This window comes from Enterococcus sp. AZ140 (assembly GCF_051714405.1).
Taxonomy (GTDB): Bacteria; Bacillota; Bacilli; order Lactobacillales; family Enterococcaceae; genus Enterococcus_B; species Enterococcus_B pernyi.
Genome location: NZ_JBIORU010000001.1, coordinates 1,013,784 through 1,037,500, shown reverse-complemented (window position 1 = coordinate 1,037,500; position 23,717 = coordinate 1,013,784). Strand labels below are relative to the sequence as shown.

General features: G+C 39.5%; 16 protein-coding genes and 1 rRNA gene. 3 read left to right on the top strand and 14 right to left on the bottom strand.

Annotated features, from left to right (window positions below; translation table 11 throughout):
• Nucleotides 1-189 precede the first annotated feature (189 nt).
• The 7 genes from IGJ39_RS04895 to IGJ39_RS04865 form a co-directional block, all read right to left on the bottom strand.
• Nucleotides 190-1,750, bottom strand: a 16S ribosomal RNA gene (locus IGJ39_RS04895).
• A gap of 682 nt (nucleotides 1,751-2,432) precedes the next feature.
• The gene (locus tag IGJ39_RS04890) at nucleotides 2,433-3,935 is read right to left on the bottom strand and encodes a HAMP domain-containing sensor histidine kinase (RefSeq protein WP_065096743.1); all 1,503 of its coding nucleotides are present in this window, start codon (nucleotides 3,933-3,935) and stop codon (nucleotides 2,433-2,435) included.
• Nucleotides 3,932-4,618 (bottom strand): response regulator transcription factor, encoded by a 687-nt coding sequence (locus tag IGJ39_RS04885; protein WP_010735834.1) that lies wholly within the window; start codon nucleotides 4,616-4,618, stop codon nucleotides 3,932-3,934. The genes IGJ39_RS04890 and IGJ39_RS04885 overlap by 4 nt, the downstream gene beginning before the upstream one ends.
• Nucleotides 4,619-4,805: 187 nt before the next feature.
• Nucleotides 4,806-6,227, bottom strand: coding sequence for an NADP-dependent phosphogluconate dehydrogenase (gndA, locus tag IGJ39_RS04880; RefSeq protein WP_438764248.1), 1,422 nt, complete (start codon nucleotides 6,225-6,227; stop codon nucleotides 4,806-4,808).
• A 205-nt stretch (nucleotides 6,228-6,432) separates the two neighbouring features.
• Nucleotides 6,433-6,612, bottom strand: coding sequence for a 50S ribosomal protein L32 (rpmF, locus tag IGJ39_RS04875; protein WP_010735836.1), 180 nt, complete (start codon nucleotides 6,610-6,612; stop codon nucleotides 6,433-6,435).
• Between the two features lie 57 nt (nucleotides 6,613-6,669).
• On the bottom strand, nucleotides 6,670-7,239 hold the full coding sequence (locus tag IGJ39_RS04870; RefSeq protein ID WP_010735837.1) for a YceD family protein: 570 nt from the start codon (nucleotides 7,237-7,239) through the stop codon (nucleotides 6,670-6,672).
• A 175-nt stretch (nucleotides 7,240-7,414) separates the two neighbouring features.
• Complete coding sequence (locus IGJ39_RS04865; RefSeq protein ID WP_019723059.1) at nucleotides 7,415-8,380, bottom strand: AEC family transporter; 966 nt, start codon at nucleotides 8,378-8,380, stop codon at nucleotides 7,415-7,417.
• 234 nt (nucleotides 8,381-8,614) lie between these two features.
• On the opposite strand from IGJ39_RS04865, the gene IGJ39_RS04860 reads away from it, so the two are divergent.
• Nucleotides 8,615-9,505 (top strand): LysR substrate-binding domain-containing protein, encoded by an 891-nt coding sequence (locus IGJ39_RS04860; RefSeq protein ID WP_019723060.1) that lies wholly within the window; start codon nucleotides 8,615-8,617, stop codon nucleotides 9,503-9,505.
• 80 nt (nucleotides 9,506-9,585) lie between these two features.
• Here IGJ39_RS04860 and pyk read toward each other — a convergent pair whose 3' ends face one another.
• The 3 genes from pyk to dnaE all read right to left on the bottom strand — a co-directional run bounded on the left by pyk (nucleotide 9,586) and on the right by dnaE (nucleotide 15,942).
• Nucleotides 9,586-11,370 (bottom strand): pyruvate kinase, encoded by a 1,785-nt coding sequence (gene pyk, locus IGJ39_RS04855; protein WP_010735840.1) that lies wholly within the window; start codon nucleotides 11,368-11,370, stop codon nucleotides 9,586-9,588.
• 128 nt (nucleotides 11,371-11,498) lie between these two features.
• Nucleotides 11,499-12,461, bottom strand: coding sequence for a 6-phosphofructokinase (gene pfkA, locus IGJ39_RS04850; protein WP_195339599.1), 963 nt, complete (start codon nucleotides 12,459-12,461; stop codon nucleotides 11,499-11,501).
• A gap of 166 nt (nucleotides 12,462-12,627) precedes the next feature.
• Nucleotides 12,628-15,942, bottom strand: a complete 3,315-nt coding sequence (gene dnaE, locus IGJ39_RS04845) for a DNA polymerase III subunit alpha (RefSeq protein WP_195476292.1) — start codon at nucleotides 15,940-15,942, stop codon at nucleotides 12,628-12,630.
• Nucleotides 15,943-16,165: 223 nt separating this feature from the next.
• On the opposite strand from dnaE, the gene IGJ39_RS04840 reads away from it, so the two are divergent.
• Nucleotides 16,166-16,360, top strand: a complete 195-nt coding sequence (locus IGJ39_RS04840) for a YjzD family protein (protein WP_010735843.1) — start codon at nucleotides 16,166-16,168, stop codon at nucleotides 16,358-16,360.
• Between the two features lie 45 nt (nucleotides 16,361-16,405).
• Here IGJ39_RS04840 and IGJ39_RS04835 read toward each other — a convergent pair whose 3' ends face one another.
• Both IGJ39_RS04835 and IGJ39_RS04830 read right to left on the bottom strand, forming a co-directional pair.
• A complete protein-coding gene (locus tag IGJ39_RS04835) occupies nucleotides 16,406-17,602 on the bottom strand; it encodes a multidrug efflux MFS transporter (protein WP_010735844.1) in 1,197 nt (398 codons plus the stop codon).
• Nucleotides 17,603-17,756: 154 nt separating this feature from the next.
• Nucleotides 17,757-19,193, bottom strand: coding sequence for an NCS2 family permease (locus IGJ39_RS04830; RefSeq protein ID WP_019723063.1), 1,437 nt, complete (start codon nucleotides 19,191-19,193; stop codon nucleotides 17,757-17,759).
• A gap of 291 nt (nucleotides 19,194-19,484) precedes the next feature.
• Here IGJ39_RS04830 and IGJ39_RS04825 point away from each other — a divergent pair, with 291 nt between their 5' ends.
• Complete coding sequence (locus tag IGJ39_RS04825) at nucleotides 19,485-20,294, top strand: Cof-type HAD-IIB family hydrolase (RefSeq protein WP_010735846.1); 810 nt, start codon at nucleotides 19,485-19,487, stop codon at nucleotides 20,292-20,294.
• Nucleotides 20,295-20,339: 45 nt separating this feature from the next.
• Here the strand turns inward: IGJ39_RS04825 and IGJ39_RS04820 are convergent, their stop codons facing one another.
• The gene (locus tag IGJ39_RS04820; protein ID WP_066025705.1) at nucleotides 20,340-22,496 is read right to left on the bottom strand and encodes a peptidoglycan D,D-transpeptidase FtsI family protein; all 2,157 of its coding nucleotides are present in this window, start codon (nucleotides 22,494-22,496) and stop codon (nucleotides 20,340-20,342) included.
• 254 nt (nucleotides 22,497-22,750) lie between these two features.
• Nucleotides 22,751-23,596 (bottom strand): MurR/RpiR family transcriptional regulator, encoded by an 846-nt coding sequence (locus IGJ39_RS04815; protein ID WP_195339601.1) that lies wholly within the window; start codon nucleotides 23,594-23,596, stop codon nucleotides 22,751-22,753.
• Between the last annotated feature and the right edge of the window lie 121 nt (nucleotides 23,597-23,717).

Genomic DNA, 23,717 nt, shown 5'->3' with positions numbered 1-23,717 from the left:
TCTGGCCGCCTATTTTGCTTAAGGCTAAACGATTTGTTTAGCTTTCAAATTCAACGCGGTGTTCTCGGTTTGTATTACTTACATTTTTACTTCAATATCCAGTTTTCAATGAACAAAATTTTGAGAGTAGACCTCTCAAAACTGAACAAAGTATCGACAAACGTGTGTAGTCTCCGTAATATTCCTTAGAAAGGAGGTGATCCAGCCGCACCTTCCGATACGGCTACCTTGTTACGACTTCACCCCAATCATCTATCCCACCTTAGGCGGCTGGCTCCAAAAAGGTTACCTCACCGACTTCGGGTGTTACAAACTCTCGTGGTGTGACGGGCGGTGTGTACAAGGCCCGGGAACGTATTCACCGCGGCGTGCTGATCCGCGATTACTAGCGATTCCGGCTTCATGTAGGCGAGTTGCAGCCTACAATCCGAACTGAGAGAAGCTTTAAGAGATTAGCTTAGCCTCGCGACTTTGCGACTCGTTGTACTTCCCATTGTAGCACGTGTGTAGCCCAGGTCATAAGGGGCATGATGATTTGACGTCATCCCCACCTTCCTCCGGTTTGTCACCGGCAGTCTTGCTAGAGTGCCCAACTAAATGATGGCAACTAACAATAAGGGTTGCGCTCGTTGCGGGACTTAACCCAACATCTCACGACACGAGCTGACGACAACCATGCACCACCTGTCACTTTGCCCCCGAAGGGGAAGCTCTATCTCTAGAGTGGTCAAAGGATGTCAAGACCTGGTAAGGTTCTTCGCGTTGCTTCGAATTAAACCACATGCTCCACCGCTTGTGCGGGCCCCCGTCAATTCCTTTGAGTTTCAACCTTGCGGTCGTACTCCCCAGGCGGAGTGCTTAATGCGTTAGCTGCAGCACTGAAGGGCGGAAACCCTCCAACACTTAGCACTCATCGTTTACGGCGTGGACTACCAGGGTATCTAATCCTGTTTGCTCCCCACGCTTTCGAGCCTCAGCGTCAGTTACAGACCAGAGAGCCGCCTTCGCCACTGGTGTTCCTCCATATATCTACGCATTTCACCGCTACACATGGAATTCCACTCTCCTCTTCTGCACTCAAGTCTCCCAGTTTCCAATGACCCTCCCCGGTTGAGCCGGGGGCTTTCACATCAGACTTAAGAAACCGCCTGCGCTCGCTTTACGCCCAATAAATCCGGACAACGCTTGCCACCTACGTATTACCGCGGCTGCTGGCACGTAGTTAGCCGTGGCTTTCTGGTTAGATACCGTCAAGGGGTGAACAGTTACTCTCACCCTTGTTCTTCTCTAACAACAGAGTTTTACGATCCGAAAACCTTCTTCACTCACGCGGCGTTGCTCGGTCAGACTTTCGTCCATTGCCGAAGATTCCCTACTGCTGCCTCCCGTAGGAGTTTGGGCCGTGTCTCAGTCCCAATGTGGCCGATCACCCTCTCAGGTCGGCTATGCATCGTGGCCTTGGTGAGCCGTTACCTCACCAACTAGCTAATGCACCGCGGGTCCATCCATCAGCGGCACCGTAAAGCGCCTTTCAAAACGAAACCATGCGGTTTCGATTGTTATACGGTATTAGCACCTGTTTCCAAGTGTTATCCCCTTCTGATGGGCAGGTTACCCACGTGTTACTCACCCGTTCGCCACTCCTCTTTTCCCGGTGGAGCAAGCTCCGGTGGGAAAAGAAGCGTTCGACTTGCATGTATTAGGCACGCCGCCAGCGTTCGTCCTGAGCCAGGATCAAACTCTCATAAATAAAAGTTAGAACAATCTTGCGATTGTTAAGCTCAATTTGTTTGCTAGCATATTGCTTGCTTGTTAAAAATGTTTGTTGTCTTGAATTGAATCAAGACGCCCTACACATTTGGTTTGTCTTACTTTGTTCAGTTTTCAAAGGTCTATTCTTTCTTATTTAACAACTTTTATATCTTAACATTTCTTTAAGAAGTTGTCAACAAGTTTTTCTTTCTTAACTTAGAAAGTTGTTTGTCGTTGTTTCTTAGCGACTTCATTAATATATCATCTCAGTTGTTATTTGTCAACAACTTTTTTCGTTGGTATATTAAGGTTTTTATCGCCTTATTTTTTAACGACTTCGTTATTATAACACAGCATCAAAACCTCGTCAACATTTAAATTCAACAATTTATCATGACTTTTCTTACTGCTTTGTCAGAACAAATAATAATATATCAAGGACTTAAAAAAATTGCAATAGAAAAAATGCTTTTTTCAACGATTATTTTCAAAGCCGAATATTCGTAGAAGATGTTTAAAAATCAACAGTTTTTTGATGTTATTTAATTGTATTATTCTAGTATTTTACAATTAAAGTTCGTCTCTTTTTAGTGGGAAGGCTACGTAAGAACTTCTTAGAAATCAATAGCCTAGGGAAGTTTGTCGATAAATCCATAAAAAAAACAAGTAAAGTCATCACTTTACTTGTCTTCTGTTCGTACAATTGGTACAAAAATTCTAAAAATCGTCCCTTGCCCTACTACACTCTCTGCTAATATTCTTCCTTTATAGCTTTCTACAAGTTGTTTGGCAATCGACAATCCTAAGCCATTTCCACCTTTTGTTCGTGCTCTTGCTTTATCTACACGATAAAAACGATTAAATATTTTCTTCAAGTCCTCTTCAGGTATTCCCTCCCCAAAATCTTGGATCGCGATCTCAAATTCGCTAAGCGTGGATGAAATGGAGATATGGACTTCTTTTCTTGTCGTTGAATACTTTACCGCATTATCTAAAATGATGATAATCAATTGTTCAAAATGATTTCTAAAAATTTGTAGTGTTACTTCTTTAGGTAAGTCATCATCCAGTGTAATAACATAATCAGGATAAAGTAATTTAAAATTATTGAATACTTGGTAAGTCACTTCTTTTGCATTCGTCGTTTCGTTGGCATAATAAACATCCACTTGCTCTGCACGTGATAGATCTAGCATTTCTTGTACTAAACTTTTCATCCGACTGATTTCTTGCATACTTGCAGTTAGGGATTCTTCTAAAATTTCGGGATCATCTTTCCCCCAGCGATTCAATAAGCTGAGATGCCCTTCAATAATTGCTACAGGTGTTCTTAATTCATGTGATACATCTTCCACAAATTGTTCTTGTTGTTCAATATACAAACGCATACGATCTAGCATTTCATTGAAGATCTCAGCAAGGTCTGCTAACTCATCATCTGTATCAATCTCTGGCATATGGATATCTGATTGTGGATCTTTACGGATCGTATCCATCGTATCTCGTAATACTTTTAACGGTTTTAAGAAGTAAGAAGATAGGAAGAAACCTAAGATACTACTTAGTATCAAGGAGACGATCTCTAGCACGATCAAAGTCAACAAAAGATTATTTCTTATATCATAGAAAGATGAAAGTTCATAAAACGTTTGAGTATAGCCGATTTTTTCTCTTGTTTGTTTAGAATAAATAGGTTGGATCGATAAAAAGCCAGTTTTCCCGTCTAAAGTAACGATCGTTGGGATCTTCCTGGTCGTTTGGATCAATGAACGACTTTTTTCGTGTGTTTTAAAAATCAATTTTTCATCCAGATCGTAAACATACAGATCCATCGATGCTTGACCAAGTTCGGAAATAAAGGAGTCGATTTTCATCAAGTTCCCTTCAATGACAGCAGTATCATCTCCAGTACCACCGGTTTGGTCAGCGTTCGTTAAGTTTCGATAGGCATTGATCAATGTCAACTCCTCATCTGAATTTGATAAACGAGAAGCCGCTTCAGAAATGGTATGTTCGACATTTGCTCTTTCCTTAGCTACGATCAGATTGATCGATGATTTATAGGTGATCACTGCAAAAATCGTAAAGACGACAAATATGAAGAAAGAACTTGCAAAGGCCCACTTGATCGTCAAGGATGGACCTTTAAGTTCTCTTTTTTCGGTTTGATTGTAATTGCTCACGAGCGCATCACGTAACCAGTCCCACGTACTGTTTGAATATAGCTTTCCTCACCAGGAACGTCGATTTTATTACGGAGATAACGAATATACACATCCACTACGTTTGTTTCCACTTCGGTTTCGTAGCCCCAAACTTTGTTTAATAAAACATCCCGTGCAAGTACCACGTTGACATTTTCCATCAAAGTAAGTAATAGTTCATATTCACGCTTCGTTAATTCAATGACTTCATTGCCACGACGTACGACTCTATTTTCTTTTTCGATCGTTAAGTCGCGATAAGTGATCGTTGTTTGTTTTGCCACATTTTTGTCTCCTTCGATGTCGATGCGGCGTAATAAAGCACGTAGACGCGCTAACAATTCTTCGATTGCAAATGGTTTGACGATGTAATCATCTGCACCATGATCTAAACCAGAAACTCTATCAATGACAGAATCTCTCGCAGTCATCATGATAATTGGTGTATTTTTCGCTTGGCGTACGCGACGACAAACTTCAAGTCCGTTCAATTCAGGTAACATCAAGTCTAATAAAATTGCATCCCACTCATTATTCAAAGCAGCATCCAGACCTGTTCGTCCGTTGTAATGTACTTCAGCATTATACCCTTCATGTTTTAATTCTAACTCGACAAATCGGGCTAAGTTTTTCTCATCTTCAATGATTAGAATATTACTCATTCAATTTTGTCCTTTCTCTCCTAGGCTTCTAAACTCCATTATTATACCAATAGTTAATTTAAAATCTATAATCATTTTATCATGGAATACTATTTTAAAAAAGAGCTGAAGTCGCCCTCTATAAAATGACCTCAGCTCTTTCATTTATTACTTATTTGTTTAGCATGTTGAAGAATAAAGAAGCTGATTAATCTTCGTTATACCATGAGTAATGGAAGATTCCTTCTTTGTCAACACGTTCATACGTGTGTGCGCCAAAATAATCACGTTGTGCTTGGATGATATTTGCAGGCAAACGTTCGGCTCTGTATGAATCAAAGTAAGCAATCGCTGAAGAGAATGTTGGTACCGGTACGCCTGCTTGAACAGCTAACGCAACAACTTCTCGCACGGCTTGTTGGTATTTCTTAGTGATCTCAACAAAGTAGTCATCCAATAATAGATTTTTAATGTCAGGATTGTTTTCGTAGGCATCAGTGATTTTTTGTAAGAAACGAGCACGGATGATGCAGCCGGCACGCCAGATTTTTGCAATTTCACCGAATGGTAAATCCCAGCCATAGTCTTTCGATGCGACACGTAGCTGTGCAAACCCTTGTGCATAGCTCATGATTTTGCTGAAGTATAACGCTTCACGAATTTTTTCGATAAATTCTTTTTTATCGCCGTTGAATTCAAAATCATTCGTATGTGTCAAGATTTTGCTTGCTTGTACACGTTCATCTTTGTATGCAGAGATATAACGGGCAAAGACAGACTCTGTGATCAATGGAAGTGGCACGCCAAGGTCTAAAGCACTTTGACTTGTCCATTTCCCTGTTCCTTTATTCCCTGCAGCATCAAGGATCACGTCTACGATCGGTTGACCTGTACCTTCATCGTCTTTACGTGTCAAAATGTCCGCAGTGATTTCGATCAAGTAGCTATCTAATTCACCTTCGTTCCATTCTTTGAAGATATCAGCCATCTCATCGACAGATAAACCTAAAATATTTTTCATCAAGTCATAAGATTCGGCAATCAGTTGCATATCACCATACTCGATCCCATTGTGGACCATTTTGACATAATGGCCTGCACCATTTGGACCAATGTAAGTTACACAAGGGGTGCCGTCTTCTGCTTTTGCAGAAATTTGTTCAAGGATCGGTGCAACTAATTCATACGCTTCTTTTTGTCCACCAGGCATGATCGAAGGTCCTTTCAACGCACCTTCTTCTCCACCTGAAACACCAGTCCCGATAAAATTGATACCAGAGTTGGCTAATTCTTCATTTCGACGAATCGTATCTTGGAAGAAGGTATTCCCGCCATCGATCAAAATATCACCTTTGTCTAAATGTGGTAATAATTCTTGGATCGTTGCATCTGTTGCTGGTCCTGCTTTGACCATCAAAAGAATACGACGTGGTTTTTCGATTGAATCAACAAATTCTTCGATTGTGTATGTTGCTTTGAAGTTTTTGTCTGGATGTTCTTCTACCACATCTGTTGTTTTTGCTCCTGTACGGTTAAATAGTGCAACAGAGTAGCCGCGGCTTTCAATGTTAAGGGCTAGATTTTTACCCATGACGGCCATTCCGACAACGCCGATTTGTTGTTTTGACATATAAACTCCTCCTACATATGGGATGTTCTCCCTAATCTCTCTCATTATAGCTTAACATAGCTTACTTGCAAACCAAATAAGTACGAATCGATGATGTTTCTTACTTCTTATCATTCCGAATACAATTGTTATTTCAGAATCAAAAAAATAAACCTCAAGGCTCCATGGTTAGCCTTGAGGTTTTACATTTTCTAAATAAAATGTATTAAGCTTCTTTAGACATTACGTCCTTACCATCGTAGTAACCACAACTTGCACATACGTGATGGCTTTTTTTCATTTCACCACAGTTTGGACATTCGTTCAATCCTTTGATTGTCAATTTGTAATGAGTACGACGTTTTGCTTTTTTAGCTTTCGATGTTCTTCTAGCTGGTACTGCCATTTTGCTACACCTCCTTGTAAAGTCTCGTATCAATATTTGATACAATATATTCCAATCTTACGCGTTATCATCTTCTTCTGATGCTGAATCAAAAAATTCTGATAGTTTTGCAAGACGAGGATCTACTTTTGTCTCAGCTTCTTCCGTTTTGCGTTTTTCGTACTCTTCTTCGGATAGCACTTCCCAATCGTTCCCTTTCGGTAATTCAGTGGAATGCTCTTCTTCTTCTGTGAGTACACGCATCGGAATCGCCAATAAAATGTTGTCTTCGATCGACTCTGTCACATCTAGATGCGTTCCTTCGATTAAGAGGATCTCTTCTGAAGGTAACTGTACATCTCTACGTTGGTATTGCTCCATCGTCATAAACAATTCATCTACAGACAGTTTGATTGGTAATTCAACTGGTGTCAATGAACGAGTGGACGGAACAGTCAGTGTCGTCTGCGCAGTGTAATGAACGAGATAGCCTTTGTTATCTACTGAGACTAGACCTTCGACTTCCACAGGCGCAACATCTAAAATTGAATCGTCTCGCTTCATAAGAGCCTTTTTTACGTCAAGGGTCTCATGAAAAGTTAACGGTGTCTCTTGGTATTTTCTCAATTCCAATAAAGACCATTTCATAGTTTCATCACTCCTAAGCAACAAAAGCTATTATACAGGGCAAAAAGTCGGTTGTCAATGAAATTTTCTTGACACCTTACACTTCATAAAAAAACACAGAGCGTTTTTCTCATCTACGTGAGATTTATTCGCTCTGCGTTTACTTTGTCGCTAGCTATCACCGTTTGATCAGATATCAAATGTATTGGATCAATTGCATTAAAATAGGTACAACGAACACAAATAGTAAGGTACTCGTCGTGACAAGATTCGTTGCATACTTCACATCACCGTGTGCTTCATTTGCAAGGATTGGTAAGACAGCTAGCATAGGTGTAGCTGACTGTACGATCAACGTTTGTTTCAGTAGAGGGGCTAGTTCTGCACCAAAGGCATATTTACCTATTACCATCAGTCCAATCAATATAGCTGGTGCTAAGATAAATCGACCGATCAAAGCCACGATCGTATCCCGATCAAATCGAATACTTTTCAACCCTGCATCGTATAAAACAATTCCGATATAGATCAATGATAATGGCGTCACGATCCCGCCTACATAATTTAGTGTTGAATTGACAAAATCAGGTACAGGGATCTCTAACACCAAGAAGAAAAGCGCAAGGATAAAACCTAATAAAGGCGCTGGCAAAAGCTTTTTCCAATTCAGCTTCGTTTTCTTTTCTGTTCGATCTTTTGTTGGGTCATCATTAGCGATCAAAAACACACCAAATGCCCAGGTCGATACGGTATTTGTCACATAATAAATTAAAAAGTAAGGTAAAGAGGCTTCGCCAAAAAGGGCAATATTGAGTGGCAAGCCAATAAATATCGTATTGGCATTCACCACTGCATTCATAAAAATTCCCCGTCTACCTGGTTGTATCTTGAGTAATTTTGTTAGCACATAAGCAATCAGGTAGGAAATGATCACTGCAGCGATCGGATATATCAAACTTCCAGATAATTCTATCAAACTGCTTTTAGTTAAATTCTTCATAACTGAAACAAAAATCGAGGCGGGTAAAGCTACTTTAGTGATCAAGGAAGAGATACTTCCCCCAAACTGTTCATCAAACCACCCCAAGCTTTTTAGTACATAGCCTAATCCAATCATCAAGATTATACTGATCACACTTTCAATTGATTGAAAAAATACCATTTCTTCCATCTCCTCAGTACCCATTTAGTGAAGCAATCTCTTTGTAGATATGAGCCAGCACTGCTCAAACATGTTGCTTCTTCTATTTTTTGTTTTAATCTAAAAGACGATTCGCGTGCCACTAGCCTAGCAGATTACTTATTTCTTTTTTAAGTGTAGTCTTTTAGGTTTGTTATAGTCAAAATTATCGATTACAATAAACATTATTTATATGTCAAGGGAGCGAATCGATTCATGAATACAAGAGATCTTGAATACTATGTTCAAATCGTCAAACAAAAAAACTTTACTAAGGTGGCTAAGTTTTTTGAGGTCAGTCAACCGACGATCACTTATGCCTTACAACGCCTGGAAAAAGAAATTGGTGCCACACTGATTACAAGAGATCGTTCCCATCATGAATTGATCATCACTCCTGCTGGTAAGCAATTATTGATCCATGCACAATCCGTCTTACAAGAAATTACACTTGCTAAAGCAGAGATTGCTCAGCTACAAAAGAAAAAATTGCGCTTTGGTATGCCACCTATCATTGGCAATGAATATTTCCCAAAATTATCGAGCTATTTTATCAAGCATCAATTAATGGGTCAAATCGATATCATCGACGGAGGTTCTCGTGATCTATATGGCATGATTCATCAAGGGCGGATTGATCTTGCGATTCTTGGATCAACGCAGCCGATCGTTGATCAAAAGCTAGAAGTCGAGCCATTGTTGGATAAATGCTTCATGATCGTTGTGTCCCCTTCACACCCTCTAGCAGATCGTACAAGCGTTTCTTTTAAGGAGCTAGTCAACGATCAATTTGTTTTATTAAATGAACACTACGTCCATCCTGCTGCATTTACAAAGCTTTCTAAGCAAACGCATATTGTACCTAAGATTGTTTATCAGAGTAATGACTTAACTATTTTGAAAAGCATGATCCGAGAAAATATCGGGATTGGCTTTCTCACCGAGATCGCGATTCATCCTGAAGATAATCTCGTAGCTATTCCTTTAGCAGATACTGCTCAACCACGTTTTTTGATTTCATTAGCCACTCGTGCACAGCAGTTACCAACGGTTTTACATGAAAACGTGATCGAAGTCATCCATGAATTTATGAAAACCCAAAAATGACTTGCTCAACTCACACACAATAAAAAACAAAAAAAGAGTGCTGAGATTTCTCTCAACACTCTTTTTGATTTTGATTTCAATTAGATAGCTGTTGTTTCTCCGCGATAAACGATACCACGACGAGCGTCAACAGTGATCAATTCACCATCTTTGATCGTTGAAGTTGCATCTTTCGCACCAACGATTACAGGAATATCTTGTGCAATTCCCACAACTGCTGCATGTGAAGTCAAACCGCCTTCTTCAACAACTACTGCTGCTGCTTTTTCGATTGCAGGCATGAATTCTTTGTCAGTTGAAGGAACAACTAATACCATACCATCTTTTGCTTTTTTGATTGCTTCTGCTGCTGATGAAGCAACTACAGCGTTCGCTACAACAGATTGTTGACCGATTCCTTGTGCTTCAAGCAATTTTGAACCAATCATTTGAATCTTCATTACGTTTGTTGTTCCACGTTCACCAACTGGTACACCAGCAGTGATCAAGATCAAGTCACCTTCTGAAGCGAAACCTAATTCGACTGCTTTTTTCGCAGCTAATTCAAACATTTCGTCTGTTGTTGTTGGTTTTTCTGCAACTGTTGGATATACACCCCAGTTAAGCATCAAACCACGTTTTGTGCGTTCGTCAAATGTGACAGCTAAGATATCAGCATCTGGACGGTATTTAGAGATCATTTTTGCTGTATAACCAGATTCAGTTGCAGCAACGATTGTTTTTACGCCTAAGTTTTTCGCAGCACGTGCTACTGATAGACCGATTGTTTCTGTTACATCAGTTTTGTCAAATTCATTTAATTGGAATGAACCTAATTCTGCTAATGCTAATTCAGCTTGTTGGTCGATACGAGCCATTGTTGCAACAGCTTCAACAGGATAGTCACCATTTGCTGATTCACCTGATAACATTGTTGCGTCTGTTCCGTCAAATACTGCATTGGCAACGTCAGATGCTTCCGCACGTGTTGGACGTGGGTTTTCTTGCATTGATTCTAACATTTGTGTTGCAGTGATTACTGGGATACCCGCAGCGTTACATTTTTTGATGATACGTTTTTGAACCATTGGTACTAATTCAGCAGGGATCTCAACACCCATGTCTCCACGAGCAATCATAATACCATCAGAAACTTTGATGATTTCATCAATGTTGTCGATACCTTCTTGAGATTCGATTTTAGGGAAGATTTGAACATGTGTCATGTCTTTTTCTTCTAAAATTTCACGAATATCTAATACGTCTTGTGCTTTACGAACAAAACTTGCAGCGATGAAGTCGATGTCGTTATCTAGTCCGAAGCGGATATCGTCTGCATCTTTTGGTGTAATACCTGGTAAGCTGATTGAAACGCCTGGTGCGTTAACACCTTTACGTGATCCTAGCATACCTGCATTTTTCACTTCTACTACTAATTCACGCGTTGCTTCATCTTTTTCAATGATTTCCATGTCGATCAAACCATCATCGAATAAGATATGTCCACCTACATGAACGTCTTCAAAAAGACCTGGATAAGTTACTGCGATTTTTTCTTTTGAACCTACATGTTCAGGGTCCATTGAGATGCGTGTTTTGTCGCCAACTTCAAATTTGATGTAGCCTGCACGGCCAAAATCTTCTTCAGTTGTGCCTTGAACTGTTGTACGGATTTCTGCACCTTTTGTATCTAAAAGGATGCCGACATCTTTACCAGTTTTCTTCACTGCTTCGCGAACCATTACCATACGTGATAATTGTTCTTCATGGTCACCATGTGAAAAGTTGAAGCGGAAGACATTTGCTCCAGATTCAATCAATTTAGAAATAGTTTCTACTGAATTACTGGCTGGTCCTAATGTACTAACGATTTTCGTTTTTTTCATTTTACAAAACTCTCCCATTCAAATTGTTTATTTAAAGCCATTCAAAGCTTAAATATCTGTTAGATATTGGGAAGACCTGCTTCCCACTCCCATATATATCTATTGATTTATCTGACTACTTTTCTTTATTAGAAAGAAAGTGAGTTGTTCAAGTCATATAATGATAAATCTGGTTGGTGTTTGTTATTTTCTAGTGTGTCGATGATATCAGCCTCAACGATATCGTTGTCGCGAATACCGATACACAAACCACCTTTACCTTGTTGCAATAATTCAACAGCATGTGCGCCAAATTTACTTGCTAATACACGGTCGCGTGCAGTTGGTGAACCACCACGTACAACGTGTCCTAAGATCGATACACGTGTATGATAATCGCCATATGCTGACAATTTTTCTGCAAATTCGTTTCCGCCCATTACGCCTTCTGCCAAAATGATCAAGCAATGTTTTTTGCCACGATCGCGGCCATCTTGGATTTTTTTGGCAACAACTGCCATATCAAAATCATGCTCAGGAATGATGATCTCATCCGCTCCACCAGCAACACCTGACCATAAAGCGATATCTCCAGCATTACGTCCCATTACTTCGATCACGAATGTACGAACGTGCGAAGTTGCTGTATCACGGATACGGTCGATTGATTCTAATACTGTGTTGATTGCAGTATCAAAACCGATCGTAAAATCAGTTCCTGGAATATCGTTATCGATCGTACCTGGTACACCCACTGCTGGGAAACCACGTTTAGTCAAAGCCATCGCGCCATGGTAAGAACCATCGCCACCGATCACAACAAGACCTTCGATACCGAATTTTTTCAATTGTTCGATTCCTTTTAATTGTCCTTCTTCTGTTGCAAATTCAGGATAACGTGCAGAGTATAAGAATGTACCTCCGCGTTGGATCTTATCACCGACATCTGCAACATCTAATCGACGGATATCTCCGGCAACTAATCCAGCAAAACCATAATTGATCCCGTAAACTTCCAATCCTTCATATATACCTTTACGAACGACTGCACGAACTGCTGCATTCATCCCAGGAGCATCTCCACCACTAGTCAAAATTCCGATGCGTTTCATATTCATCTTCACCTCATTAAATTACTTTATCCTAAGCAAGACTTAGGTTTATAACCTTCTTTGTATTAACCACGACTAACATTCTAACATTATTTTGCTCACTTGTCTTGATTTCCTGATAAAAAAATGAAAAAAAATGAAAGCAAATAGTATCTTTTACCGTAAGTTATTTGAAAACAACATTTTCTTCTTTTAAAAGGTAAGCTAATTGCTGCTTGAGACTGTCTGAACCATCGAGCCAAAAGGCTTCAGATAACACAACTTTTCGTTGGTCTTTTTCATGATACATCACAACAGGAATATATCCTGGGAATTTTTTGAACAATTCTTGCAGTTGTTTCATCGTATCTGGTTGATCTGCCTCTTCCCTGATTCTCAAATAACACGTTTGTTCTGGATACTGCTGTTGCAATTCTTCAGGATCAGCGACTACTTCTGCAATCAGCTGCAATTCTTGATTGTATTTACTGATTTCTGAACGTCCTTGCACGAAAATCACTTGATTTTCTTTGAATAATGGACGCGCTTGGCGGTACAGCTCTGGAAAAACGGTAATAGCTATTTCTCCACTACTATCTGTCCCGCTGACAAAAGCCATCAACGCTCCTTTTTTCGTACGGATCTCTCTTACCTCTTTGACCATCACTAAAACATTTGTGGCTTGTTTAGGGACGATTTCTGTGACTAAGTGGACTTTTTTGGCTAATTTAAGTCGCTCATACCCTTCTGTCGGATGACCAGATAAATAGACACCTAAATGCTCTTCTTCTAATTGAAGCTTCTCTTCGAGACTATAATCTGCGACTTCTTCCTCTTTTAAAGCCATGATATCTAAAAGGTCTAAACTACCACCACTATATAAGATGTTTTGGATCTTACCTTCCAGATCCAACATCAACTGTCTGCGGTTTCCTACTAATTCATCAAAAACACCTGATGCAACTAATGTTTGTAGCAACTCCAATTTGAGCCAACGTTTATTGATACGAATCAGAAACTGATCAACCGAACGGAATGGCCCATCTTCTTTTCGTTCACGAATGATCTCCTCAACAAAATCTCGACGAACACCTTTGATTGCTGTCAATCCGAAACGAATGGTTTCTTTATCCGTCAGCTCAAAACCATAAAAACTTTGATTGATGGATGGAGGGGTCAGCTTTATTTTATACTTTTTTGCCTCAGCAATATACTCTTTTAACTTTGCCGTGTTGTGACGGACGGAATTCATCAAACTCATAAAAAATGCACCAGGGTGATGAACTTTGAGATAGGCCATTTGAAAGCCAACAAAGGAGTAAGCAAACGCGTGGGAACGATTGAACCCATAGTTAGCAAAGCGTTCGATATATTCGTACACTTCATTGGCCTTTTCCTTACTGTACCCTTGTTGGTTGGCACCTTGAACAAAATGATCTCTTTCTTGATCAATCACGTCTTTTTTCTTTTTACTGATTGCTCGCCTCAAAATATCCGCTTGTCCAAGAGAAAATCCAGCCATGGTTGAAGCAATCTGCATAATTTGTTCCTGATACACAATGACGCCATACGTATTTTTCAACATCGGTTGTAGTGAATCGTCGGGATAATGGATTCTTTCCTTCCCTTTCTTACGAGCGATAAATGTATCGATATTTTGCATTGGTCCAGGACGATACAAGGCGTTGACAGCGGCAATATCTTCAATGTTTTCTGGTCCTAATCTCCGGAGGACATTCCGAATCCCGGCAGATTCGAATTGAAAGACCCCTGTTGTTTCGCCACGTTGGAAAAGCTGTAAAGTTTTAGGATCATCTAATGGTATTTCTTTGAGTTCGATATCTTTGTTTTCGACACGTTTGATTGCTTTCACTGTGTAATCGATAATAGACAGATTTCTTAATCCAAGAAAATCCATTTTTAACAACCCAATAGCTTCGACATCATTCATTGTATACTGAGTCAAATATGCTTCATCTGATCCTTTTTGTAAAGGAACTAACTCTAGTAGATTCTTATCACTTAAAACGACACCAGCTGCATGGGTAGAAACGTGTCTTGGCAAACCTTCAAGTATTTTTGCAGTATGGAACAACAATTGATTTTTTTCACTCGCTTGTACTAATTCAACCAGCTTGTTAGAAGTTCGATAAGCCTCATTCAACGTCATTTTCAATTGATTAGGAATCGCTTTAGACCAACGATTTGCTTCGCTTTGTGAGAGGCCAAAGACACGTGCCACGTCTCTTAGCACCATTTTAGCTGCCATGGTTCCAAACGTGGCGATTTGTGCCATATGGTATTGACCATATTTCTCACGAACATAAATCAGCACTTCTTCTCTGCGATTATCAGGAATGTCTAGATCGATATCTGGCATCGTGTATCGTTCTGGATTCAAAAAACGTTCAAATAGCAAGTCGTACTCCAATGGATCTACATCTGTGATCTCCAACACATAGGCGACTAATGACCCCGCAGCTGAACCACGACCAGCACCAGTAACGATGTTTTTTTTATGAGCAAAAGCCATGACATCCCAAACGATCAAGAAATAATCATCAAATCCCATCTGGTGGATCACTGACAGTTCATAATCTAAGCGCTCTTGGTAAGCTGCAGTGATCTTTTCCACACGCTTGCCTAATTGCTTCTGACAAAGTTCCTGTAAATACTCTCCTGCACTTCGATTTTCTGGTACCGGATAATGTGGTAGTAATTTCTGATGGAACTGAAATTCAAAAGTTACTGTTTTAGCTAATTGCTGCGCATTGTTCAACGCTTCTTCCAATCCTGCGTTTATGAATCTTTGTCGTAATTCTGCTTCGGGAAGTAAAAAACCTGTGGCTGAATCACGAGTCGTTTGTCGCACTTCATCAAAAGAGAGTTGCGTTCCTTCACGCAGATGTTTCATTGTTTCCAAAGAAAAAAGTTCCTCTTGGTGCAAACTAGCAATCGGATGTACTGCACAAAGTTGAAATTGATTTGCTCGTAAATAAGCTAGCCATTCTGGAGCTTCTAGGGGCGTTTCTTCTGTGACACCTACATAAAAATGAGAAGATGCTATTTTTTCTTGCAAACTTTGCCAATGGCTATCAAATGATGCTGACACACCGTAGTCATCAGCAAGCGATTTTTTGGCTGGTAAAACGACAAGCAAATGATCGAGTTCATCGATCTCGTGAAGCTCGATTTTTTCTCGGATCATTTTCTTGCTTGAGAGCTTGATCAATTGTTGGTAGCCGATCCTATCTTTTGCGTAGAGTAGTAACTCATAATGACGTTCTTGAAACTGGTAGGTCAAGTTCAGTCCAATAATTGGTTGTATTTTTTCACTCATACAGATGCGGTAAAATTCCGCTGCCCCAGATAGCACATCCTTATCTGTGATCGCTAATGTCTGATAGCCTAGTTTCTTTGCTTCTCGAACGTATTCGTTTATGCGAATCGTACTTTGCAACAAAGAATACGAGGTGATCGTATAAAGTTGTGGAAGAAACATTTTTACATACCACCTTTTCCATTCACTTTCTTTTTAGGGGAATATTCGTAACATCAACTCGTTACCTTGTATGACTGGTTACGTGTATTCGTCTTTCATCATGCTTTTCCCATCCGACGAACGATCTATACTTTTTATATTATCCACTGACGTTGAATGCCTGTTTCTCCCTTTACATTCAAAAAAAATCTGGTAAACTGAACTTAGAAAAGAGGTGTTTGATATGCGATATATCGTCACATTATTTTGGGCAGTCATTTTAGGTCAAGTGGTTGGCTATATCGGTGGTGCATTGTCTAGTAGCCCATATGATTTTACCATGACGACTATTATTTCATTGGTTGCAGGATTGATCGTCATTTTGATCAGCGCTGTTGCAACACCTAAAAAAGAAACTTCGTCCGCTTCACATTCATAAAAGCCGAACAGATTGGAGAAATACTCCAATCTGTTTTTTTCTTGATCATAGTTTTTGATGAAGTACTTTTCTAAAATTAAATAGTGATAAAAGAATATTCGTCAGAACAAAGAGACTAGTCACAATAAACACTGTACTATAATTGTACGCATGGGCGACTGTCGAACCTAACATCGGTCCTAGTACTTGACCAAAGTTCGTAAACATTTGGTTATAGCTGTATACGCGACTGACACCTTCTTCTGGTGTGATCTTGCTGATCAATGTATTGATCGATGGCATCAACGCACCTGTCGAAAAACCTAATATAAAACGTAAGATCCCTAATTGTAAGGGCGTAGTCACAAATGCCATTGGTAAGTAACAACAAAACGAAAGTACCAAACCTGCTAACAGCACCTTCTGATTTCCGATCTTATCCCCTAATTTCCCCAGTCTTGGAGAAGAAAATACTGCTGAAACACCTGATACTGAAACAATCAATCCACTAACAAATAAGATATTTGATGTGTCACCACTCAATTCCCGAATGTACAATGTCAAGATTGGACTGATCGTGGTGATCCCTAACTGTAAGATCAGAGTAGTAACAAATAAACCGACCAACACAGAAAAGTGATCCATTTTAGCAAAAACTTCTTTGGTACTGATCATATCTTTTTTCTCTACCGGTTGGAAATCTTCTTTTACCATGAAAATCGTTAAGATCGTGGTGATCAGTAATAACCCTCCAGTAATCAAAAAAACATTTTCCATTCCGAACCATTGCGCCAAAGCGCCTCCCATTGACGGACCAATCAGTGTCCCTGCCACTGCACCAGTAGAAAGCGTGCCTAACGCCCAACCACTTTTCTCTTTAGGCGCTTGTGAAGCAATCATCGCTGTCGCATTAGGTATGTATCCAGATAAAATCCCATTAAAGAAACGCATGACTAAAAGCCAATAAGCATTTGGGACAAAAGCTAGTGATCCCATAGTGATCGTCATACCTGCTGCTGCCCGGATCATCATCATTTTCCGTCCTTTTCGATCGGCTAGATTTCCCCAAATAGGCGCAACGATCGCCGCAGCAAAGGCTGTTACTGAAATCGCTAATCCTGAAAATAATTCAATTTGATCCTTAGGTGTACCTAGTTGTTCGACGTAAACTGGAATGAACGGCATGACTAAACTGATACTTGAACCAGTAAAAAAGCAGCCTATCCAAGCTACGAATAAATTTTTTCTCCATTGAACCTTCATCTATCACCCTTCTTTCGTCTCTATTATCATACCTATTTTTGTACGTGTGTGCAACGTATGTGCCAGTATCATTCATTTTTGTCAAAGAGGACATAGACCAAATAAAATAGGAGCAAAGAGTTAGCCTACTCTTCACTCCTATTAAAAATGTCTTTTAAATGATTGCTAAAATGACGAAGTTGAGAATGAATAAAATATCAACAACCCATAAAGCAATTGAAATCTCGTTTGTTTTGCCTTTGATCACTTTCATGATCGTGTAGAAGATAAAACCAGCAGCGATTCCGTAAGAGATGCTGTAAGCTAATCCCATGAAGATCGAAGCAAAAAAGGCAGGTAATGCTTCTTCCATATCTAACCAATTGATATCAGCAAACGAAGCCATCATCATCACACCAACTAAGATCAATGCTGGTGCAGTTGCTTGTGCCGGTACAATAGCGATCAGTGGAGAAAATAAGCTACTTAAAGCAAATAATGCGGCTACGACAACTGAAGTCAAACCTGTACGACCACCAGCGCCAATACCAGCTGCTGATTCGACATAAGTCGTTGTATTCGATGTTCCGAAAATCGCACCGATCGATGTTGCGATTGCGTCAGCGAACAACGCTTTATCCATTTTAGTTTTGAATCCTCGTCCATCTTCCAAAGCTTCCTCATCTTCTTTAGAGAAAATACCTGTACGCCGTCCAGTACCGATGAACGTACCGATCGTATCAAATGTATCGGATAAACTAAAGGCAATGATCGTCATCAGGACTTGTGGGATCTTAGAGCTATCGCTGAATAAAGATTGCATCCCTTCCGCACCAAATGCTGCACCAAACGTCGTGCCTAGTTCATTGATTGAATTGCCTAAAGAATTTTGTTCCCAATCGATCGTTCCTAGATCCACAACACCCATCAAGATCCCGATGATCGTTGTTACTACGATACCGATCAAGATTGCACCACGAACATTTTTAACAACTAAGATCGATGTCAAAACTAATCCAATGACAGCTAGTAGGATCGGCGCATTATTGAAGTTTGCAAGTTCTGGAACGATGCCACCGTTGATCGTCACATTCGTCACTTGACCATTATCAACCACAGAACTAGTTATCGCTGATTGATCTGCAGAGAAAGACAAAAATCCAGCATTTTTGATCCCAACGTATGCAACAAAAATCCCAATACCACCGCCGATTGCATGTTGTAAACTCTCAGGAATGGCATGGATGATCATTTTCCGAATATTTGTTACTGTAATAAATACATTAATCAACCCACAAATAAAGACCATGGCTAATGCTTCTTGCCAAGAATAACCTAACCCAAAAACAACTGTAAATGTGAAGAAAGCATTCAAACCCATTCCTGGGGCTTGTGCATAAGGCACATTAGCAAACAATCCCATAACTAAAGTACCGATGATCGAAGCAATGATCGTCGCTAAAAAGACTGCCTGAAATGGCATGCCAGCAGCTGACAAGATCGTCGGATTAACAAATAATATATAACTCATGGCAAAAAACGTTGTTACACCAGCCATTATTTCTGTTGGTACATTTGTATTATTTTTCTTTAGTTGGAAAAACTTTTCCATAAAAATTTCCACTCCCTGATTTTTTCTAACGGACTATATAATATGTAAAAATAAATCCAAATATAATTTTCCGTCGAACATTTATAGATTATATAGACATTTCATTCGTTTTTCAACACAAAACTTTATGAAATGTCATTTTTATCTTTTAACGTTCGTGTTTAGGTTGATTTCGTTTCTTATTTTCTATTTTTGCTTCAAATCAATTATTTTTCAGAAAGATCTGCACCTTGTTTATTCATTGAAATATGCTAGACTAAAACAAATCGTTGTTTGAAAGGAATGACAGCATTGAACAAAAAATTGATTGCGATCGACTTGGATGGAACAACGTTGAATCCTGAGTCGATCATTACTTCTAAAACCCAAGAAACATTGAGAAAAGCCATTGATGCTGGCCATCATGTCAGTATTGCAACAGGACGTCCTTATCGAATGAGTTATCAATATTATCAACAGTTAGAATTGACAACACCGATGGTCAACTTTAACGGTGCGCTTGTGCATATCCCAAACCAACAATGGGCTGGGGAGCAAGAAACATTGATCAATAAAGAGATTGTTTTTGAGATCTTAGCGCAAAAAAATCAATTGAATCTAGATTTTATTGCTGCGGAGAATCGCGACACTTTCTTTATCGATACTTTTGATTTTTTTGACGCAAAATTCTTTGCTTCACCAAATCCTAAACCAGAAAACCTACTGTCTCCACGAAATCTAACAACTAACCCTACGTCCTTATTGGTACGTACAGAAAAACAATATGCTGAACAAGTTTCTGCCGAACTAACACGTCAATTTGGGAAGCATGTCGATGTAAGGACTTGGGGTGGCCCAATGGCGATACTGGAGATTGTTTCAAAAGGGATCGAAAAAGCGAAAGGAATCCATCAAGTAGCGAATTATCTATCGATCGAACAAAAAGATGTGATTGCTTTTGGTGATGAACACAATGACTTAGAACTTCTTGAATATGCGGGCTGGGGTGTGGCAATGGCTAATGGGACTGAGCAACTAAAAGGCGTAGCCAACGATGTCACTGAACAAACGAATGAAGAAGACGGTTTGGCGAATTACCTTGAAAAATTACTTTCATTATAAAAAAATAGTTCAGAAGATACGTTACATATCTTCTGAACTATTTTTTTATCTATTTGCCATGAACATATCGTAATAAGCATTCATGATTTCTTTGGCTATGACCGAATTCATATGGTCTTTTTCATCTAGCAGGTTTGGTAAGACAACACTTACCGCAATCTCAGGATTTTCTGTTGGTCCGTAAGCCACAATATTACTATTGACTGTTACGATATCGGGATGACCTTCAGCGACTGTTTCGGCTGTCCCTGTTTTAGCAGAAAGATCCATTTTTGCATCTGCTAATGATCGAGCAGTCGTGTAGGCATTTGTTCCATGGACTACTTGATGGAATCCTTCACGTAAAAGGGCCATCTCTTCAGGAGACACGTCTACTGTATTTTCGACAACTGGTTCCATCTCTTTTTTCACTTCACCTAAGTTACCATTCTCGTCGTTCCCGTAAATGCCTTTGACAATGCGTGGTTGGATTCTTTTTCCACCGTTTGCGACCGTTGCTGCATATTGCGCTAACTGGATCGGGGTATACGTATCGAACTGGCCAAATGCCAAGTCAGTAAAGTTTCCTGGTGTGAACCAGTCTTGTCCGTTGTCTGCATTGAATTTCTTCATGTATTCAACAGAGTGTGAGATCCCCGCAGACTCATTTGGTAAATCGATCCCTGTGACTGTTCCAAGTCCAAATTGTTTAAAGCCGTCACGCAATTGTTCATACGCTTGTGCCTCTTCACTTAGACTAGGTAAGCCCATATTTGGTACGTACTCTAACCCTAGCATCTTCAACGCTACTTTGATCATATAGGTATTTGATGAAAGCTCTAACGCTTGGACCACATCCAAAGGTACAGATCCAGTACGATTGAAGACGGAGCTTTTTTCTGAAGAGCCTTGTAATCGAATCGGTTCATCTACTAATACTTGATTACCGCTGATCACGCCACTTTGCCAACCGGCGGCTAACGTACCTGCCTTTACAACAGATCCTGGAACAAAGGCATTCGTGATCGTACCAAGGGCATTTTCAGTCAACTCTTTTGAGCCTTGCTCATGGCTGAAACCCGTCATCGCTAATACTTCACCTGTTTGAGGATTCATCGCGACTACATACGCACCTGGTGAGTATTGGGCTTTTCCATTATCGACTAATTTTTGATAATTGTTTCTAAGAATCTCTTCGACCTTCGCTTGGAACTCTGCATTGATCGATAACATCAAATTTGATCCTTTTTCTCCTGCATACAATTCTTTTTGTTGGATGACATTTCCATTGTTATCTAAAGTGATTTCATATTGTGTCTTTGTGCCTTGCAAGACATCTTCATATTGTTTTTCTAAATAGCTTTGGCCTACTCGGTCATTACGTGAGTAGCCTTTTGCCAAGAATTCTTCCACTTGATCGGCAGGTAAGCCTTGTTTTTCTGATGTTACGCTTCCTAGAATACTCTTTATGGAATCCGCCGCATTATACTGGCGTACCCAGTCAGTTCCTGTTGAAACACCTGGCAGGTCTGATGCATGTTCTGCCACGATCGCCAATTCTTGATCTGTAACACCAGAATTTTTGATGAAAACAGTATTCAGTTCATACGCATTATTCATTCGTTTAAAAATCGTTGCTGCTTTCAATTGTTCCTCATTGAAATTGATTTCCTCATCTGTCACTTTATCTACAGTTGCTTGGTATTGCTCACTCGTACTCAAGCTTTTTTCTTTTGCCGATAGGCGTTCAGTCGCAGCTTTCAAATGATCGGGATCTGCTAACCAAAAATCCTTCTTATCACGTGTAGTCAAGTTTTCATCCACTGGCATATCGATCAACTGTGTCAAGGTATTTGCTGTTTTCAGCAAATCCTCCGCTGTCATATTTCTGCCTCTCGTGAATGTGATTGCTTGGTTGGCTTGGTTTGTCACCAAAGCTTTCCCGGTGGCATCGTAGATCATGCCTCGGGGTGAACTTACTTGTACCGTTAGAGACGAAGATGATTTGACTTTTGCTTCTAGTTCCTCACTGTTTACGATCTGCAAATAACCTAATCGAGCAATCAATGACACGAACAACGTAAATATAATGAAAAAAAGGAAATTTAAACGAAAGGGAACATGTGACCGTCGAAACGTTTTATTTTTTGGTTCTTGTGTTCCTTTTTTTATTCGATCTAACCAAGAATTATTTGTATTTTTTTTCATAAAACTTTTCATCATTCCTTCTTTTTCGCCTACTTATAGGCTCCATTGTACCTAAAAAAAACAAAATTAAAAAGTAAAATCCTGATCCGCAAGAAATTCTTTAATTCTCGACCCAAAAAAGACTAGTTTGTTTCACAAACAAGCAATGTGTCACACAAATAGATTCTAAAAAACTTTAAAAAATATGGTTATTTTTGAAAATAAAGTTTTCTTTTACTGTGAAACAATGGAAACAAATATGACATTGTGGAAAACTATCATCTGTTATTTCATTTTTGTTTGACATAATTTTTGATCACTTCTTTGGTTTGAGTGACTTTCTCGGTTAATTTTTCATTCTTTGCCATATAAAGATAAAAAATGATATCAATCGTTGCAAATTGAGCCAATAATGAGTTAGTTGCTGCACTTCGGTTCGTGATTTCTTTTGGTCTTGATGTCTGGACAACGACATCCGCCAATTTACTTAATCGGTTATTTCCAAATTGAGTCAATGCGATAATATCGATTCCCATTTCTTTGGCTAACTGTCCGATCATCACCACTTCTTTGCTGTTTCCTGAGTTAGAGACAAGCCATAGCACTTTTTTTGTTTCATTACTCACTAATTGTGGCAATAAGACGTGGATGTCTTTTTCAAAAATGATTGGTTTTCCTACACGAGACCATTTTTGGAGGATATCCTCAACGACTAAAGAAGATGCGCCCACACCATATAGATAAACTGTTTGTGCTTCTTCCAGACGCTCAACGACACGTTGGATCATCTCCTCTTCTAAAATATCCACAGTTTCTTTGATCGCTACTTGCGCATTATTCCCTAATTTATGTTTGATTGAATAAAATGATTCATTTGGTTCAATATCGCTGAATCCTTCCACGATACCTGCTTGTAATTCGGTGGAAATAGTGATTTTAAAATCCGTTAAACTTTGAAAGCCAAGTTTTTTGGAGAAACGAACAACTGTGGGAGCGCTCAGGCCCGCCGCTTCTGCTAACTCATTGGCTGTCATCGTTGGTATTTTTTCTACATGTGTTACGATATAATCTGCTAGTTTTCTTTCGGCAGAAGAATAGTCATTCATCATACTTTCAATGCGACTCAATACACTCATCTCATACACATCCCTTTTTCTAAATGTCTATGTCATTATATCATACTCAAAGGCAAACAATTCTCATACTAAACAAGAAAATAGAGAATATCCTTTGTTCTCTGCCTGCTCAACCGATTAC

Excerpts from the sequence above, each read along its gene's own strand:
- IGJ39_RS04885 (WP_010735834.1), bottom strand. The coding sequence starts at position 4,618 with ATGAGTAATATTCTAATCATTGAAGATGAGAAAAACTTAGCCCGATTT.
- gndA (WP_438764248.1), bottom strand. The coding sequence starts at position 6,227 with ATGTCAAAACAACAAATCGGCGTTGTCGGAATGGCCGTCATGGGTAAA.
- rpmF (WP_010735836.1), bottom strand. The coding sequence starts at position 6,612 with ATGGCAGTACCAGCTAGAAGAACATCGAAAGCTAAAAAAGCAAAACGT.
- IGJ39_RS04870 (WP_010735837.1), bottom strand. The coding sequence starts at position 7,239 with ATGAAATGGTCTTTATTGGAATTGAGAAAATACCAAGAGACACCGTTA.
- IGJ39_RS04865 (WP_019723059.1), bottom strand. The coding sequence starts at position 8,380 with ATGGTATTTTTTCAATCAATTGAAAGTGTGATCAGTATAATCTTGATG.
- IGJ39_RS04860 (WP_019723060.1), top strand. The coding sequence starts at position 8,615 with ATGAATACAAGAGATCTTGAATACTATGTTCAAATCGTCAAACAAAAA.
- pyk (WP_010735840.1), bottom strand. The coding sequence starts at position 11,370 with ATGAAAAAAACGAAAATCGTTAGTACATTAGGACCAGCCAGTAATTCA.
- pfkA (WP_195339599.1), bottom strand. The coding sequence starts at position 12,461 with ATGAAACGCATCGGAATTTTGACTAGTGGTGGAGATGCTCCTGGGATG.
- dnaE (WP_195476292.1), bottom strand. The coding sequence starts at position 15,942 with ATGTTTCTTCCACAACTTTATACGATCACCTCGTATTCTTTGTTGCAA.
- IGJ39_RS04840 (WP_010735843.1), top strand. The coding sequence starts at position 16,166 with ATGCGATATATCGTCACATTATTTTGGGCAGTCATTTTAGGTCAAGTG.
- IGJ39_RS04835 (WP_010735844.1), bottom strand. The coding sequence starts at position 17,602 with ATGAAGGTTCAATGGAGAAAAAATTTATTCGTAGCTTGGATAGGCTGC.
- IGJ39_RS04830 (WP_019723063.1), bottom strand. The coding sequence starts at position 19,193 with ATGGAAAAGTTTTTCCAACTAAAGAAAAATAATACAAATGTACCAACA.
- IGJ39_RS04820 (WP_066025705.1), bottom strand. The coding sequence starts at position 22,496 with ATGATGAAAAGTTTTATGAAAAAAAATACAAATAATTCTTGGTTAGAT.
- IGJ39_RS04815 (WP_195339601.1), bottom strand. The coding sequence starts at position 23,596 with ATGAGTGTATTGAGTCGCATTGAAAGTATGATGAATGACTATTCTTCT.